Raw genomic sequence first — 15,468 nt, 5'->3', positions numbered from 1 at the left:
GTCGTCCACAGGACCCACCCATTAATAGGACAAGCGGTGCCGCTCCTCCGCGCGCTCGCAGACGAAGATCGCCGTGCCCGGGATCAGGTTCCCCCGCAGCGGGGACCAGCCGCCCCACTCCTGGCTGTTCCACGCCGGCCACTCGGGCTCGACCAGGTCGAGCAGGCGGAAGCCGCCGGCCACCACGTCCCGCACCCGGTCGCCGATCGTCCGGTGGTGCTCCACGTACACCGCCCGTCCCTGCTCGTCCTGCTCCACATAAGGGGTGCGGTCGAAATAGGAGGCCGCGACCGAGAGGCCCTCGGGACCGGGCTCGTCCGGGAAGGCCCAGCGGATCGGATGCGTCACCGAGAAGACCCACCGGCCGCCCGGCCGCAGCACCCGCCGCACCTCCCGGAACACCTTCACCGGGTCGGCGACGAACGGCACCGCGCCGTACGCCGAGCACGCCAGGTCGAAGGAGCCGTCCCTGAAGGGCAGGTCACCGGCATCGGCCTCCACCAGCGGCACGTCCCCGCCGATCCGCAGCGCGTGCTGGAGCTGGCGGTGCGAGAGGTCGAGGGCCACCGGCCGCGCCCCCTGCGCCGCCAGCCAGCGCGAGCACTGCGCCGCGCCCGCCCCGATCTCCAGGACGTCGAGGCCCTTCAGCGAGGCGGCCGGCCCGAGGAGTCCGGCCTCGGCCTCGTCGAGCCCCTCCGGACCCCAGACGAAGCGGTCGTCGCCCAGGAACGATCCGTGATCGCTCTGGTACTCGTCGGCGTTCCTGTCCCACCAGCCGCGGCTCGCCCGGCTGCTCTCCGCGTCCCCCGCGTCACGCCGGGTCGCCTCCGCCTCCTCCTCGCCCGAGTCGGAGGGGACTTCGTGTTCGTACTCTTGGTTCATCTCGCCCGCCGATGTAGTTTGCGCTCAGTGCCGCTGTGCGCGGATCCCGCCGATGAGGCGTGGATGGACACGAGTTGGTGCCGGAGTTGAGTAGATCTGCCCCGGGTGCGCGCTTCGCGCATTGACCCTGTCCGGCCGCCCCCGTATGCTAAAGGTTGCGCTGCGGGCCTGCGCGCCTCAGACGGAGCAGGCCGCGCTCGTACCTGTTGTATGTCCCCTCGGTTTTCGAGGCTCCTCCCGTTCGCGGGAAGGGGGCCTCATTGGCTGTCCGGCTTCTTGGTGCGATACGGGCTCTCGGCGTAGCAGTACCTACGACTTTCTGTCCGTAACCGGAGCCCTTTCCCACATGACGAGCAGCACCGAGACCACCGCCACCAGCACCACCCCGCAGGTTGCGGTCAACGACATCGGTAACGAGGAAGCCTTCCTCGCCGCGATCGACGAGACGATCAAGTACTTCAACGACGGCGACATCGTCGACGGCGTCATCGTGAAGGTCGACCGGGACGAGGTCCTGCTCGACATCGGTTACAAGACCGAAGGTGTCATCCCGAGCCGCGAGCTCTCGATCAAGCACGACGTCGACCCGAACGAGGTCGTCAAGGTCGGCGACGAGATCGAGGCCCTGGTTCTCCAGAAGGAGGACAAGGAAGGCCGCCTGATCCTCTCGAAGAAGCGTGCCCAGTACGAGCGCGCCTGGGGCACCATCGAGAAGATCAAGGAAGAGGACGGCATCGTCACCGGTACCGTCATCGAGGTCGTCAAGGGTGGTCTCATCCTCGACATCGGCCTCCGTGGCTTCCTGCCGGCCTCCCTCGTCGAGATGCGTCGCGTCCGCGACCTCCAGCCCTACGTGGGCAAGGAGCTCGAGGCGAAGATCATCGAGCTGGACAAGAACCGCAACAACGTGGTCCTGTCCCGCCGTGCCTGGCTGGAGCAGACCCAGTCCGAGGTTCGCCAGACCTTCCTCACGACCCTCCAGAAGGGTCAGGTCCGCTCCGGCGTCGTGTCCTCGATCGTCAACTTCGGTGCCTTCGTGGACCTGGGTGGCGTCGACGGCCTCGTGCACGTCTCCGAGCTGTCCTGGAAGCACATCGACCACCCCTCCGAGGTCGTCGAGGTCGGCCAGGAGGTCACCGTCGAGGTTCTCGACGTGGACATGGACCGCGAGCGTGTCTCCCTGTCGCTGAAGGCGACGCAGGAGGACCCGTGGCAGCAGTTCGCCCGGACCCACCAGATCGGTCAGGTCGTCCCGGGTAAGGTCACCAAGCTGGTTCCGTTCGGTGCGTTCGTCCGCGTGGACGAGGGCATCGAGGGTCTGGTCCACATCTCCGAGCTGGCCGAGCGCCACGTGGAGATCCCGGAGCAGGTCGTCCAGGTCAACGACGAGATCTTCGTCAAGGTCATCGACATCGACCTCGAGCGTCGTCGCATCAGCCTCTCGCTGAAGCAGGCCAACGAGTCCTTCGGTGCCGACCCGGCCTCGGTCGAGTTCGACCCGACCCTGTACGGCATGGCCGCGTCCTACGACGACCAGGGCAACTACATCTACCCCGAGGGCTTCGACCCCGAGACCAACGACTGGCTCGAGGGCTTCGAGACCCAGCGCGAGGCCTGGGAGACCCAGTACGCCGAGGCGCAGGCTCGTTTCGAGCAGCACCAGGCTCAGGTCATCAAGTCCCGCGAGGCCGACGAGGCCGCTGCTGCCGAGGGCGCTGCCGCCCCGGCCGCCGGTGGCAACGCCGGTGCGGGCATCTCGGGTGGTTCGTACTCCTCGGAGTCGGACGACAACTCCGGCGCCCTGGCGTCGGACGAGGCGCTCGCCGCCCTCCGCGAGAAGCTCGCCGGCGGCCAGAGCTGAACAGGCTCTCCGCTGAGCGCTAGCCGCTAGCGAATCGAGGCCCGCTTCCCTTCGGGGGAGCGGGCCTCGGTCATGTTCCGGGGCCTTCGAGGTCGTGTTCCAGGGCCTTCGAGGCCCCTGCTCCTCGCCCCCGAAGACCTCGCCCGCAGGGTCGTGCTCCTCGCTCCGAAGGCGGCGCCCGTCGGCCGGAAGGTCCGCGCCCGTACGGAAGATCGCGCCGTCCGGGAATGGCGTCGCCGCGCGAGACGTTCCCAGAGAGAACACGAGGAGGAGCGGTAATCGTGCTTGATCCCCAGGATTTGTACGAATGGGACGCCAAGGGCCTGGCTGTCGTCGACCTGGCACTGGCGCAGGAGTCGGCCGGGCTGGTCATGCTGTACCACTTCGACGGCTACATCGACGCGGGGGAGACCGGTGAGCAGATCATCGAGGGCCTCCTCGACACCCTGCCCCACCAGCTCGTGGCCCGTTTCGACCACGACCGGCTCGTGGACTACCGCGCCCGCCGCCCGCTGCTGACCTTCCGGCGCGACCGCTGGACCGCGTACGAGACGCCGTCCATCGAGGTCCGCCTCGTCCAGGACGCCACCGGCGCCCCCTTCCTCGTCCTCTCAGGACCGGAGCCGGATGTCGAGTGGGAGCGGTTCGCCACCGCCGTCCGGCAGATCATCGAGCGCCTCGGCGTGCGCCTCTCCGTGAACTTCCACGGCATTCCCATGGGCGTGCCGCACACCCGGCCCGTCGGCCTGACCCCGCACGGCAGCCGTACCGACCTCATGCCGGGCCACCGGAGCCCCTTCGACGAGGCACAGGTCCCCGGCAGCGCCGAGGCCCTCGTCGAGTACCGCCTGACCGAGGCCGGCCACGACACCCTCGGTGTCGCCGCGCACGTTCCGCACTACGTCGCCCGCTCCCCGTACCCGGACGCGGCGCTGACCGCGCTCGAGGCCGTGACGGCCGCGACCGGTCTGGTCCTTCCCGCGGTCGCGCACGCGCTGCGGACCGAGGCCCGTCGCACCCAGACCGAGATCGACCGCCAGATCGGCGAGGGCGACGAGGAACTGGTCGCGCTCGTGCAGGGCCTTGAGCACCAGTACGACGCGGCGGCCGGCGCGGAGACCCGCGGCAGCCTGGTCGCCGAGCCCGTCGACCTGCCGTCGGCGGACGAGCTGGGCCGCGAGTTCGAGCGCTTCCTCGCCGAGCGGGAGGGCGACTCCTGACCCGCCAGGGGCAGGCCCTAAGCTGCCGCTCATGCTGAAGGTGGGCCTGACCGGCGGGATCGGCGCCGGCAAGAGCGAAGTGTCACGGCTGCTCGTCTCGTACGGGGCCGTGCTGATCGACGCGGACCGGATCGCGCGCGAGGTCGTCGAGCCCGGCACGCCGGGGCTCGCGGCCGTCGTGGAGGCCTTCGGAGAGGACGTCCTCACCGCGGAGGGGACGCTCGACCGGCCGAAGCTCGGCTCCATCGTGTTCGCCGACGCCGACCGCCTCGCCACCCTCAACGCCATCGTCCACCCGCTGGTCGGGGCCCGGTCGGCGGAGCTGGAGCGGCGTGCGGGCACGGGAGACGTCGTCGTCCACGACGTACCCCTGCTCACCGAGAACGGGCTCGCGCCGCTGTACGACCTGGTCGTGGTCGTGGACGCCTCCCCGGAGACCCAGCTCGACCGGCTCGTACGGCTCCGGGGCATGGCCGAGTCCGAGGCACGCGCCCGGATGTCGGCGCAGGCCACGCGCGCGCAGCGACTGGACGTCGCGGATCTCGTGATCGACAACGACGGGCCGCTCGACGCGCTCGAACGGCAGGTGCGGAAGGTCTGGGACGAGCTGGAGCGCCGCGCGTCGGTGGAATGAGGGTGCCCGGTCCGGTGTTCAACCACCGGATCGAGGGGAAGGATGCCATGGTGGCCGACAGAAACCCGGAAACGCACGTCATCGACTTCCGCGCAGCCGAGCACCTGCTGGCCGCGAAGGACCCTCGTGGCGCCGTGAAGCTCCTGGACTCGGTGATCGCCGCCCATCCGGAGAACACGGCGGCGCGTCTGCTGCGGGCCCGGGCCTTCTTCGCCGCCGCGCAGCTGCGACCCGCGCAGCTGGAGTTCGAGCTGGTCCTGGAGCGCGAGCCGGACAACGCGTTCGCGCACTTCGCCCTCGCCCGCACCTTCGAGCGCTCCGGTCTGACCGCCCAGGCCACCCGGCACTTCCGCCTCGCGGCCGCGCTGGACCCGAAGCCGGAGTACCTCCGGGCGGCCGGGTTCGACTCTGAGAACAGGGAGAGCACGGAGAACTAGGACGCGGACGGGGACGCGGAGGAGCGTGCGCGCTCAGCGACCCGTCCCGCCGTGATCCGGTTCGTACGGCGGGATGTTCCGGCCCGGCTGCCAGTGCGGGCCCTGGCGGATGTGGTGCACCACCATCCCCAGGTCGACCAGGACGACGAGGAACAGCACGCCGCAGGCCGCGGCCCATCCCGGCCGGCCGAGCAGCGAGAAGACGGTCGTGCCGAAGGCGGCCCAGAGCAGTCCCCACAGGCCCAGCCAGAAGCGCATGCGCAGGGGACTGCGCGCGGTCGCCGGTTCGTTCCCGGAACGCATGACGGTCACCATCTCCCGTCCGAGCCCCGAAGGGCTCTTCCAGGATGGACCCTCCGGTGGGCTGGAGGGAACCGCCTAGTGGATGACGTTGTAGCTGCGCCACGGCAGGGCGCCCGGCGCGACCCTGTTGCTGCTGTTCATGGGGAGGTAGATGTTGTGCGGCCCCGAGCAGTCGCGCGTCGGGAACAGTCTGATGTCGACCAGGGTGTTGTTCTCGACCCTGTGCACCCCGCTCGGGGCGAGGAGGCGGTGGCAGCCGTTCACCGAGGGGCTCGTCACGGTCACCACGACCTCGCGGTCCGTCTCGTACGACAGCGTGCCGACCATGGTGCGGCCCAGGCTCGAACAGCCGGCGACGGCGAAGGTGAGCAGCACGGCCCCGGTGGCGGTCGTGAGACGCCGGCGAACGGACATGGCGGTTCCTCTTCTGTCGGAGTCCGGGTCGGTGTTCCGGCGGGCAGCTCCGGTGCACCCGGTTCAGGCCACCCTCGCGCGCCCCGGGGCCCGTGTCATCCGCTGCTGGGCCGCTCGGGCGAACCCGCCTGGCGGCCGTTGTCAGACCCCCGCCGTAAGGTCGGAGATCCAGTCGACACTCGTCACCCGGTGGGAAGGAGCGCGGAGCCGTGGCACACACCTGGACGACCAGCGCCGCCGTCTTCCTGCCGGCCGCCCTGCCCCGTGAGGGCCGGGTGGCCTTCTGGGCCCCCGACGGCGGTGCGCTGCCGGACCCGGCGGAGAGCGGCGCGGAGCGCGTCGAGCTGACCGTCGCCCGGCGGCACGGCAGCGGCGCCCGGAGCCGGTCCGTCCCCGCCCTGACCCTCCCGGTCGACGCCGCGCTGCCCCGTCTCGTCGCGGCCCGCCACCACCCTGCCGCCCACCCCGCGACCGCCGGCTGGGGCGCCGCCGCCCTGCACGCCCTGCATCTGGTGGCCCGCGGCCGCATGCTGCCGGGTCTCACCGCCGACGACCTGGACGCCTGGCGGGCCGGCCCGCTGGACGCCGAAGACATCGCCCATCTGCGGGCCGTCGCCGCGGCCCTGCCGTACGAGGCGCACGCCGTGCCCGTCCCCGGACGCGGACCGCTGCGCCTGCCCGACCCCGAGGCGCTCGTGCGCGCCTTCCTCGACGCGGTCGCCGACATCCTGCCCAGGACGCCGGCCGCCGCCCACGCGGTGGGCGCGCCGTTCGCCGCCCGTGCTCCCCAGCACCTGCCCCGCGCGCGTGCCTGGGCCGCCGAGGCGGCGGCCGGGATGGACGCGGGCGTCCGGGTCTCGCTCCGACTGGACTTCTCCCCCTACGAACTGTTCGACGTCGCCTCCGACGACACCGACGACGCCGGCCGGACGCCGCGCGGCGAGCGGCACGCCGCCGCCGCGCTCCTCCAGGTCCACAGCCTCGCCGACCCCACGCTCGTCATCGACGCCACGGCCCTCTGGGCGGGCGACGGCGAGCACTTCGGGCCCCGCGCCCGGATCGACGCGGTCCTGGCCCTGCGCCGGGCCGCCCGCGTCTGGCCCCCGCTCGCCCGGCTCCTGGAGCGGGACGTGCCCGACGTCCTCGCGGTCACCGAGGACGAGCTGTACGAGCTGCTCGGCCCGGCCGCCGCCCGGCTCGCCGACGCCGGCGTCGCCGTCCACTGGCCGCGTGAGCTGGCCCGCTCCCTCAGCGCCTCCGCCGTCGTCAGCGCCGGCCACGCCGCGCCGGGCTCGGCGACCGACGGCACCGCGTTCTTCGACAGCGAGGAACTCCTGCGGTTCAACTGGCAGCTGGCCCTCGACGGCGACCCGCTCACCGAGCGGGAGATGGACCACCTCGCCGAGGCCCACCGGCCGATCGTGCGCCTCCGCGACCAGTGGGTCGTCGTCGACCCCGACCTCGTCCGCAAGGCGCGCAAGCGGGAACTCGGCCTGCTGGAACCGGTCGACGCCCTCGCCGTCGCCCTCACGGGCACCGCGGAGGTGGACGGCGAGACCGTGCCCGCCGTCCCCGTCGGGGCGCTCGCGGCACTCCGCGACCGGCTCCTCGCCGGACCCGAGGACGTGCAGGCCCCGCCCGGCCTCACCGCCACCCTTCGCGACTACCAGCTGCGCGGCCTCGCCTGGCTCGATCTGATGACCTCGCTCGGCCTCGGGGGCTGCCTCGCCGACGACATGGGCCTCGGCAAGACCGTCACCCTGATCGCCCTCCATCTGCGCCGCGCCCGGCGCGCCCCCACCCTCGTCGTCTGCCCGGCGTCGCTGCTCGGCAACTGGCAGCGGGAGGTGGGGAGGTTCGCCCCCGACGTGCCCGTCCGGCGTTTCCACGGCGCCGAGCGCGATCTCGACGGTGCCGAGGGCGGATTCGTCCTCACCACCTACGGCACCCTGCGGACGAGCGCCGCCGAACTGGCCGGGCGGGAGTGGGGGATGGTCGTCGCCGACGAGGCCCAGCACGTCAAGAACCCGTTCTCCGCGACCGCGAGGGCGTTGCGCGAGATCCCCGCGCCCGCCCGGGTCGCCCTCACCGGCACCCCCGTGGAGAACAACCTCTCCGAACTCTGGGCGCTCCTCGACTGGACCACGCCCGGTCTCCTCGGCCCGCTCAAGGCCTTCCGCTCCCGGCACGCGCGCGCCGTCGAGAACCACGAGGAGATCGAGCACGAGGAGGCCGTCGAGCGGCTCGCCCGGCTCGTCCGGCCCTTCCTGCTGCGCCGCCGCAAGTCCGACCCCGGCATCGTCCCCGAGCTGCCGCCCAAGACGGAGTCCGACCACCCCGTCTCCCTCACGCGGGAACAGGCCTCGCTGTACGAGGCGGTCGTCCGGGAGACCATGGCGCGGATCGAGGAGGCCGAGGGCATCGCCCGCCGCGGTCTCGTCATGAAGCTGCTGACCTCCCTCAAGCAGATCTGCAACCACCCCGCGCAGTACCTGAAGGAGGAGGCGCCGCGCGGCAGCGGCACCGCCCGCCTCGCCGGCCGCTCCGGGAAGCTCGCCCTGCTCGACGAGCTCCTGGACACGATCCTCGCCGAGGACGGTTCGGTGCTCGTCTTCACCCAGTACGTGACGATGGCGCGGCTCCTCGCCGACCACCTGGCCGCGCGCGGCATCCAGGCCCAACTCCTCCACGGGGGCACCCCGGTGGCCGAGCGGGAGCGGATGGTCGACCGCTTCCAGGCCGGCGAGGTCCCCGTCTTCCTGCTCTCCCTCAAGGCCGCGGGCACCGGCCTCAACCTCACGCGGGCCGGCCATGTCGTCCACTACGACCGCTGGTGGAACCCGGCCGTCGAGGAGCAGGCCACCGACCGGGCCTACCGGATCGGGCAGACGCAGCCGGTGCAGGTCCACCGGCTCGTCGCCGAGGGCACCGTCGAGGACCGGATCGGCGAGATGCTCCGCGCCAAGCGTGCCCTGGCCGACGCCGTCCTCGGCTCCGGCGAGGCGGCCCTCACCGAACTGACCGACCGGGAGCTCGCCGACCTGGTGTCCCTGAGGAGGCCCTCGTGACCACCCCACGGGGCGCGCGCGGAGCAGTGCCCCGCCACGACGACCGCCGTCGCAGCTTCCCGCAGGTCGCGCCCCGCGAGGCCCCCGACGGCCGGTTCGCCGCCACCTGGTGGGGCAACGCCTGGGTGGAGGCCCTGGAGGACACCGCCCTCGACCCGGCCCGCCTCGCCCGCGGCAAGGCGTACGCGGGGCGCGGCCACGTCGACGCGATCACCGTCACTCCCGGCCGGGTCGTCGCCTACGTCCACGGCAGCCGGCCTCGCCCGTACCGCACCGAGATCAGGATGCGGACGCTCGGCGACGACGGCTGGGAGCGCTTCCTCGACGAGGCGACCGCCCGCCCCGATCACATCGCCGCCCTGCTCGACAAGGACGTGCCGCACGCCCTGGAGGCCGTCACCGGACTGCTGCCCGCGCCGGGCGACCTCGTCCCCGACTGCTCCTGCCCGGACGACGGTTACCCCTGCAAGCACGCCGCCGCCCTCTGCTACCAGGCCGCCCGGCTCCTCGACGAGGACCCGTTCGTCCTCTTCCTGATGCGCGGCCGCGGGGAGCAGGAGCTGCTCGCCGAGCTGACCCGGCGCAACGCCGCCCTGTCCGCCGCGGAGACGACCGCGGCCGCACCTCCGATGCCCACGGTCCCCGCCCGCGCGGTGTTCGACGCGGCGGAGCGGGCCGGGCTGCCGCTGCCGCCTCCGCTTCCGGCCCCTGACCGGCCCGGCCGCCCGGCCGTGTTCCCGCCCGACCCCGACGCCCCCGACCCGCTCGCCCTCGACCTCCTCGCCTCCGAAGCCGCCGTCCGCGCCCACGCGTTCCTCACCACCGGGCACGATCCGGTCGCCGCGCTCACGCCGTGGCAGGACGCCGTCCGGCTGGCCGCCGCACACCCCGGTTCCGGTCTCACCGCCTCGACCCGTGCCCTCTACCGGGACCTGGCGTACGCGCTGGACCGCACCCCCACCGACCTCGCCCGGGCCGTCGCCGCCTGGCGGCAGGGCGGCGCCGCCGGTCTCGCCGTACTCGAGGAGCCGTGGGATCCGCCGGCGGGTCCGTTCGACCGGGCCAGACCCGCCCTGATCGCCGCCGACTTCCCCGCCTTCCGTCCCTGGCGCAACCGGCTCTCCACCGACTCCCTCCAGCTCCGCCTCGGCCGGGACGGCCTCTGGTACGGCTACGAGTCGGACGCCGGCCGCGAGGACTGGTGGCCGCGCGGCGCCCCCGACCACGACCCGGTGGGCGCTCTCACCGATCTTCTGGGGCGCTGACGCACACTCGAACGGGGCCCACTCGAAGGAGTGAAACCTGTCAACGGCCGGATCCGGCACGTGCGTTTGTCGCGTTGATTCCGGTACGGGCACTTGCCCGCACACCTCCGGAAGGCAGGAAGCCATGAGGCAGATTCGCCGAAGTGGTCTGGCCACACTGTTGGTCACGGGTGGGGCGATCGCCCTCTCGGCCGGCGCCGCGCACGCCGACGCCGGCGCGCAGGGCGCCGCGGTCGGTTCGCCGGGCGTCGGCTCCGGCAACACCGTTCAGCTGCCGGTGCACGTGCCGGTCAACGTCTGCGGCAACACGGTCAGCGTCGTCGGCCTGCTCAATCCGGCCTTCGGCAACGGCTGTGCCAACCGCTCCGCCGAGAAGGAGCCCGACGGCTACGGCTCGGAGGGCGGCGGCCGCAGCCACAAGGACGAGCCCGGCACCCCGCGCGGCGGAGAGCAGGCCGGCGGTTCGCACGGCGGCGGGTCCTCCGACGGCGGTTCCTCCAACGGCGGCGGGTCCACGGCCGAGACCCACGTCGCGGGCTCTCCCGGCGTGCTCTCCGGGAACGGCATCCAGCTGCCCGTCGACCTCCCCGTGAACATCAGCGGCAACTCGGTCAACGTGGTGGGCATCCTCAACCCGGTCTTCGGCAACACGTCGGTCAACGGCCCCTCGAAGCCGACGCCGCCGGTCGAGACGCCGACGCCGCGCCCGCAGACCCCCGTTCGGAACGTGCCGGTTCCGCAGCCGGAGACCGAGACCGAGACGGCGAAGCCCGTCCCGCTCCCCGCTCCGCAGGGCGAGACGAGCACCGTTGCGCTGGCCTCCACCGGTTCCGAGAGCATCGGGTACACCGGCGCCGCGAGCGCCGCGCTGCTGCTCGGCGGAGCCCTGCTGTACCGTCGCGCCCGCCGCGCCGGGGACCAGGCCTGACGGTTCCGCTCCCACGGCCGGGCCGACGTGGGCTGACACCCGAGCTGTCAGCCGCGCCGCCCCCGGCCGTCGGCGTCCCCGCCGCCGCGACGCCAGGCCCGGAACACCGCCTCGATGGCGGGCGCCACCCTCGTCCGGGCCTGGTGCCGGGGAACACCCTGCATGAGCAGGGTGTCGTACGGCGTGTCGAGATGGCGTACGGAGGCGCGCACCGCGGCCGTGACGGCGCCGCGGTCGAGGGAGCGGCCCGCCGCCGTGCGCCCCACGCGTCCACTGCCCTTCGCCGAGGCGTGGACGGCCACCTCCGTGGCCCGGTCGGCCGGGATGGACGGGAAGAGCCGGAGGATCTCCGTCCGGAGGACCTCGGTGATCTCCACGTCGAGCGCCGCGCGCCGTACGGCGTCCCGTGCCCGGCGTCTGGCCCGGGCCTCCGCGTCCGCCAGACAGGACAGCTCCGCCTCGGCGAGGGCCGCCTCCTCGACGAGCAGGCCCTGACGCTCGTACCGGGTACGGCGCCGGTTGTGGCGTACGACCACGGCCCAGAGCGTGCTGCCCTCGCGGGCCCGGCGGGTGAGCGCCGTGTCGCCCCGCCGCAGGAAGACGAGGTGCCCGAGGTCGGCGCAGTCGAGGCAGACCGGGGCGTTGAACTCGACGATCATCCGCTCGAGGGGCCCCTGCAGGCACTCCGAGCAGCGGCGGCGCTTGAGCGGTTCGACGACCACGGGCGCGACGAGGTCCATGTCGGGGCCCCGCTCAGCGCACGCCGGGCGCGGCCGCGGCGATGAACTCGGCGAGCGCTTCCTTCGCCTCCGCCGAGCGACGGGCGCGCTCGGACTCGTCCCGCGCCTCGTGCATGCAGTGGGTCTCCTCGAAGGCGGCCTCGGCCAGCCGCCGGACCTCCGGGTCGTCGCACACCAACTGGACGCGGAAGAGGGCCTGCCGGGCGGCGGTCCGCTGCCGGTAGGAGGCGTGCCGGGACTCCTCCGCCTCCTCGGAGCCCGGCTCCTCGGCCGCCCGGAACCAGCGGTCGTTCTGGCTGTGCCGGTAGTCGACGACCGCGCCCGCGTAGGCGCTGTAGGTCGCGATCCGCTCCTGGCGGAGCTGTTCGGTCCGGGCCAGCGAGGCGGTGCGCTCGGTGGCCCGCCCCTGGAACCAGTGGGTGGCGATGACGCCCAACAGGGTTCCCGCCACTGCTATCAGCGCCACATCCATGACCGGGCGCCCCCTCCCGTCCTGCCGTCCTGTCATAGGCCCGAAGGATCTTCAGGCCTTCAGATCATGACAGTCGAGGGGCTGTCACGTCACTGCCGGTAGCCGCTCAGAAAGCGGCCGATGCGGCTGATCGCGGCGTCGAGGTCGTCGGCGTACGGCAGGGTCAGGATGCGGAAGTGGTCCGGGCGGGGCCAGTTGAAGCCGGTGCCCTGGACGACCTGGATCTTCTCGCGCAGCAGCAGGTCGAGGACGAACCTCTCGTCGTCGTGGATCCGGTGCACGGCGGGGTCGAGGCGCGGGAAGGCGTACAGCGCTCCCTTCGGCTTCACGCAGGAGACGCCGGGGATCTCGTTGAGCTTCTCCCAGGCCCGGTCGCGCTGTTCGCGCAGCCTGCCGCCCGGCGCGGTCAGCTCGTGGATCGACTGCCGGCCGCCGAGCGCGGCCTGGATGGCGTACTGCGCGGGGGCGTTGGGGCAGAGCCGCATGGAGGCCAGCATGGTGAGGCCCTCCAGGTAGTTCCTGGCGTGCTCCTTCGGGCCGGTGACGACCAGCCAGCCGGAGCGGAAGCCCGCCACCCGGTAGGTCTTGGAGAGCCCGCCGAAGGTGAGGACGACCAGGTCGGGGGCGAGGGAGGCGGCGGGGTGGTGGACGGCCCCGTCGTAGACGATCTGGTCGTAGATCTCGTCGGCGAAGACCATCAGGCCGTGGCGCCGGGCGAGCGCGAAGATGCCCTCCAGGATCTCCTTCGGGTAGACGGCGCCCGTGGGGTTGTTGGGGTTGATGACCACGATGGCCTTGGTGCGGTCGGTGATCTTCGACGCCATGTCGTCGAGGTCCGGGTACCAGTCGGCGGACTCGTCGCACAGGTAGTGCACGGGCCGGCCGCCGGCGAGCGTGACCACCGCCGTCCACAGCGGGTAGTCCGGGGCCGGTACGAGGACCTCGTCGCCGTCCTCCAGGAGGGCCTGGACGGCCATCGAGATCAGCTCGGACACGCCGTTGCCGAGGAAGATGTCGTCGACGTCCACGTCCGTCAGGCCCATGGACTGGTAGCGCTGGGCGACGGCTCGGCGGGCCGAGAGGATGCCCCGCGAGTCGGTGTAGCCGTGGGCCTTGGGGAGCATCCGGATCATGTCCTGGACGATCTCCTCGGGCGCCTCGAAGCCGAAGAGCGCGGGGTTGCCGGTGTTGAGGCGCAGGACGCTGTGGCCCGCCTCCTCCAGCGCGTTGGCGTGTTCGATGACCGGGCCCCGGATCTCGTAACAGACCTCGCTCAGCTTGCTCGACTGCCGGAACTCCATGTCCGACCTCCCCAAGTCCCCGGAATCAGTGTTGCTTGGTTTTACCAAGTTCGAGCTTGGAAAGTCCAACAACATGTCTAGACTGCGTCGCATGCCACGTCAGCCACGCCGCCGCAGCTACGACCAGCACTGCGCCGCCGCGCGCGCCCTCGACCTCGTCGGCGACCGCTGGACCCTGCTCGTCGTCCGCGAACTCCTCGCCGGGCCGCGCCGCTACACCGACCTGCACGCCGATCTCCCGGGCGTCAGCACCGACATGCTCGCCGGCCGCCTCAAGGACATGGAGGGCGCCGAGCTGGTCACCCGCCGCCGACTGCCCCCGCCCGCCTCGGCGTTCGTGTACGAGCTCACCCCGCGCGGCCGCGACCTGCTGCCCGTGCTGCGCACCCTCGCCGCCTGGGGGGCGCCCGACCTGGGCGAACTGCGGCCCACCGACGCCGTGCGCGCCCACTGGTACGCGATCCCCCTCCTCGGGGTGCTCGCCGGGCTGGGCGCCGGCGTCGTCCAGGTGACGCTGGACGAGGGCGAGTTCTACGTACGGGTCGGGGGTGACGGGGCGGTGTCGTACGGGGACGGGGTGTACGGCGCAGGTACGGCCGAGGTGCCCGACGCCCGGCTGCGGACCGATGCGGCCACCTGCCGGGCCCTCGCGGGCGGGGAGTCGACGCTCGCGGAGGCGGTCGAGACGGGGCGCGCGACACTGGAACGGCCCGTGCGGGCGGTCCGGTCGTAGCCGGACTCCGGGGATCGGCCCGTCGCGGGCGTCAGTCCCGGTCCGACACCGCGCCCAGCCTTCGGGCCAGCCGGTTCCGGGCCTCGGTCTGTGCCGCGATGCGGGCGTCGAGCACGGCCAGCCGCTCGCGGGCGATGTCCAGGCCGCGGGCGGACGGCGGGGCCGACGGCATGTCGCCGTCCAGGCAGGAACGGAACGCGGACACGTCGTCCAGGGTGAGGCCGGCGTCCAGGAGGTACCGGATGTTCGACACGCGCGTCACGGCGCCCTCGCCGTACACCCGGTATCCGTTGGCCGCGCGGGTCGACGTGATCAGGTCCGCCGCCTCGTAGTGGCGCAGGGCGCGCGGCGACACCCCGGTCCGCCGGGCCAGTTCACCGATGCGCAAGGACGCCACCTCCTCGACCACTCCTATCACGCGACCAGCGCACCCCCGTCGACGGGCAGGACGGTGCCGGTCAGGAAGGAGGCCTCCGGTGCCGCGAGCGAGGTGATCGCCCAGGCGACCTCCTCGGGACGGCCGATCCGGCCCAGCGGCACGTGCGCGAGCTGCCAGGCCCGCAGGGCCTTCAACTGCTCGGGGGAGAGGCCCATGTGGTCCGCGATCGGCGTTTCGATCGGACCGGGGGCGACCGCCACCACCCGGACGCCGTCGGGCGCGAGCTCCACCGCCCAGCAGCGGGTCAGTGTCTCCAGGGCGCTCTTGGTCGCCGGATAGACGGAATTGGCCGGCCAGCCGCGCTGGCCGATCGTCGTCGTCACGTTCACCACGACGCCCCGGGACTCCCGGAGTGCGGGGAGGGCGGCCTGCGTCAGCAGGACGGGGGCGACGAGGTTGGTCTCCAGGAGCGGGGCGATCACGGAGCGGTCGAGGGTGCCGAGCGGGCCGCCGAGGGAGATCCCGGCGTTGTTGACGAGCACGTCGAGGCGGCCGTGGCCGGTCACGGCGGCGCGGACGATCTCCTCGGCCGCGCCCTCCGCCGTGACGTCGGCGACGTACGGGTGGATGCCGGGGTGCCCCTCGGCGGTCTCCCGCAGCGGCTCGGGCCTGCGGCCCACGGCGAGGACCGTCGCCCCCTGCCGGGCGAAGGCGTGGGCGGCGGCCCGGCCGATGCCGGTGCCCGCACCGGTGACGACGACGACCCTGGTGGGTGTGGTGGTGTTCATGGGGCTGATGGTCGAACACTGACGCCAGTGGCAGGGTCAAGCC

The 15,468-nt window shown here is 72.8% G+C and carries 16 protein-coding genes; 8 read left to right on the top strand and 8 right to left on the bottom strand.

Annotation, left to right across the window (positions count from 1 at the left end; all coding sequences use genetic code 11):
- Nucleotides 1-21: 21 nt before the first annotated feature.
- Entirely contained in the window at nucleotides 22-882 is an 861-nt protein-coding gene (locus ACFQ79_RS23845) for a class I SAM-dependent methyltransferase (RefSeq protein WP_383586668.1), read from the bottom strand.
- A 346-nt stretch (nucleotides 883-1,228) separates the two neighbouring features.
- Here ACFQ79_RS23845 and rpsA point away from each other — a divergent pair, with 346 nt between their 5' ends.
- The 4 genes from rpsA (at nucleotide 1,229) to ACFQ79_RS23825 (ending at nucleotide 5,034) form a co-directional block, all read left to right on the top strand.
- A complete protein-coding gene (gene rpsA / locus ACFQ79_RS23840; RefSeq protein ID WP_030325237.1) occupies nucleotides 1,229-2,743 on the top strand; it encodes a 30S ribosomal protein S1 in 1,515 nt (504 codons plus the stop codon).
- Nucleotides 2,744-3,024: 281 nt separating this feature from the next.
- On the top strand, nucleotides 3,025-3,963 hold the full coding sequence (locus ACFQ79_RS23835) for a PAC2 family protein (protein WP_383586666.1): 939 nt from the start codon (nucleotides 3,025-3,027) through the stop codon (nucleotides 3,961-3,963).
- Nucleotides 3,964-3,994: 31 nt separating this feature from the next.
- Complete coding sequence (gene coaE / locus ACFQ79_RS23830; RefSeq protein ID WP_383586663.1) at nucleotides 3,995-4,597, top strand: dephospho-CoA kinase; 603 nt, start codon at nucleotides 3,995-3,997, stop codon at nucleotides 4,595-4,597.
- Nucleotides 4,598-4,647: 50 nt separating this feature from the next.
- A complete protein-coding gene (locus tag ACFQ79_RS23825) occupies nucleotides 4,648-5,034 on the top strand; it encodes a tetratricopeptide repeat protein (protein WP_383586710.1) in 387 nt (128 codons plus the stop codon).
- 33 nt (nucleotides 5,035-5,067) lie between these two features.
- Here ACFQ79_RS23825 and ACFQ79_RS23820 read toward each other — a convergent pair whose 3' ends face one another.
- Nucleotides 5,068-5,337: a DUF6343 family protein gene (locus ACFQ79_RS23820; protein ID WP_383586661.1), complete on the bottom strand. Its 270-nt coding sequence runs from the start codon at nucleotides 5,335-5,337 to the stop codon at nucleotides 5,068-5,070.
- Between the two features lie 75 nt (nucleotides 5,338-5,412).
- Complete coding sequence (locus tag ACFQ79_RS23815; RefSeq protein WP_383586659.1) at nucleotides 5,413-5,751, bottom strand: hypothetical protein; 339 nt, start codon at nucleotides 5,749-5,751, stop codon at nucleotides 5,413-5,415.
- 209 nt (nucleotides 5,752-5,960) lie between these two features.
- Here ACFQ79_RS23815 and ACFQ79_RS23810 point away from each other — a divergent pair, with 209 nt between their 5' ends.
- The 3 genes from ACFQ79_RS23810 to ACFQ79_RS23800 all read left to right on the top strand — a co-directional run bounded on the left by ACFQ79_RS23810 (nucleotide 5,961) and on the right by ACFQ79_RS23800 (nucleotide 11,012).
- Nucleotides 5,961-8,819, top strand: a complete 2,859-nt coding sequence (locus ACFQ79_RS23810; protein WP_383586657.1) for an SNF2-related protein — start codon at nucleotides 5,961-5,963, stop codon at nucleotides 8,817-8,819.
- A complete protein-coding gene (locus tag ACFQ79_RS23805) occupies nucleotides 8,816-10,084 on the top strand; it encodes an SWIM zinc finger family protein (protein WP_383586654.1) in 1,269 nt (422 codons plus the stop codon). Before ACFQ79_RS23810 ends, ACFQ79_RS23805 begins: the two co-directional genes overlap by 4 nt.
- Nucleotides 10,085-10,208: 124 nt before the next feature.
- A complete protein-coding gene (locus tag ACFQ79_RS23800; protein ID WP_383586652.1) occupies nucleotides 10,209-11,012 on the top strand; it encodes a chaplin in 804 nt (267 codons plus the stop codon).
- A gap of 47 nt (nucleotides 11,013-11,059) precedes the next feature.
- On the opposite strand, the gene ACFQ79_RS23795 is transcribed toward ACFQ79_RS23800, so the two are convergent.
- The 3 genes from ACFQ79_RS23795 to ACFQ79_RS23785 all read right to left on the bottom strand — a co-directional run bounded on the left by ACFQ79_RS23795 (nucleotide 11,060) and on the right by ACFQ79_RS23785 (nucleotide 13,525).
- The gene (locus ACFQ79_RS23795; RefSeq protein ID WP_383586650.1) at nucleotides 11,060-11,752 is read right to left on the bottom strand and encodes a DUF2293 domain-containing protein; all 693 of its coding nucleotides are present in this window, start codon (nucleotides 11,750-11,752) and stop codon (nucleotides 11,060-11,062) included.
- Nucleotides 11,753-11,765: 13 nt separating this feature from the next.
- Nucleotides 11,766-12,224, bottom strand: coding sequence for a hypothetical protein (locus ACFQ79_RS23790; RefSeq protein WP_383586648.1), 459 nt, complete (start codon nucleotides 12,222-12,224; stop codon nucleotides 11,766-11,768).
- Nucleotides 12,225-12,313: 89 nt separating this feature from the next.
- Entirely contained in the window at nucleotides 12,314-13,525 is a 1,212-nt protein-coding gene (locus ACFQ79_RS23785; protein WP_383586646.1) for a pyridoxal phosphate-dependent aminotransferase, read from the bottom strand.
- Nucleotides 13,526-13,616: 91 nt separating this feature from the next.
- Between ACFQ79_RS23785 and ACFQ79_RS23780 the strand changes: the two genes are divergently transcribed.
- Nucleotides 13,617-14,258: a winged helix-turn-helix transcriptional regulator gene (locus ACFQ79_RS23780; RefSeq protein WP_383586644.1), complete on the top strand. Its 642-nt coding sequence runs from the start codon at nucleotides 13,617-13,619 to the stop codon at nucleotides 14,256-14,258.
- Between the two features lie 31 nt (nucleotides 14,259-14,289).
- Here ACFQ79_RS23780 and ACFQ79_RS23775 read toward each other — a convergent pair whose 3' ends face one another.
- Both ACFQ79_RS23775 and ACFQ79_RS23770 read right to left on the bottom strand, forming a co-directional pair.
- Nucleotides 14,290-14,646 carry a MerR family transcriptional regulator gene (locus ACFQ79_RS23775; protein ID WP_383586708.1) on the bottom strand — a complete coding sequence of 119 codons (357 nt, stop codon included), beginning with the start codon at nucleotides 14,644-14,646 and terminating at the stop codon, nucleotides 14,290-14,292.
- A 26-nt stretch (nucleotides 14,647-14,672) separates the two neighbouring features.
- Nucleotides 14,673-15,425, bottom strand: a complete 753-nt coding sequence (locus tag ACFQ79_RS23770; RefSeq protein WP_383586642.1) for an SDR family NAD(P)-dependent oxidoreductase — start codon at nucleotides 15,423-15,425, stop codon at nucleotides 14,673-14,675.
- Nucleotides 15,426-15,468: the final 43 nt, after the last annotated feature.

It is taken from the genome of Streptomyces sp. NPDC056480 (genome assembly GCF_042795405.1).
Lineage (GTDB): Bacteria > Actinomycetota > Actinomycetes > Streptomycetales > Streptomycetaceae > Streptomyces.
This window is presented reverse-complemented; position numbering and strand designations above follow the sequence as displayed.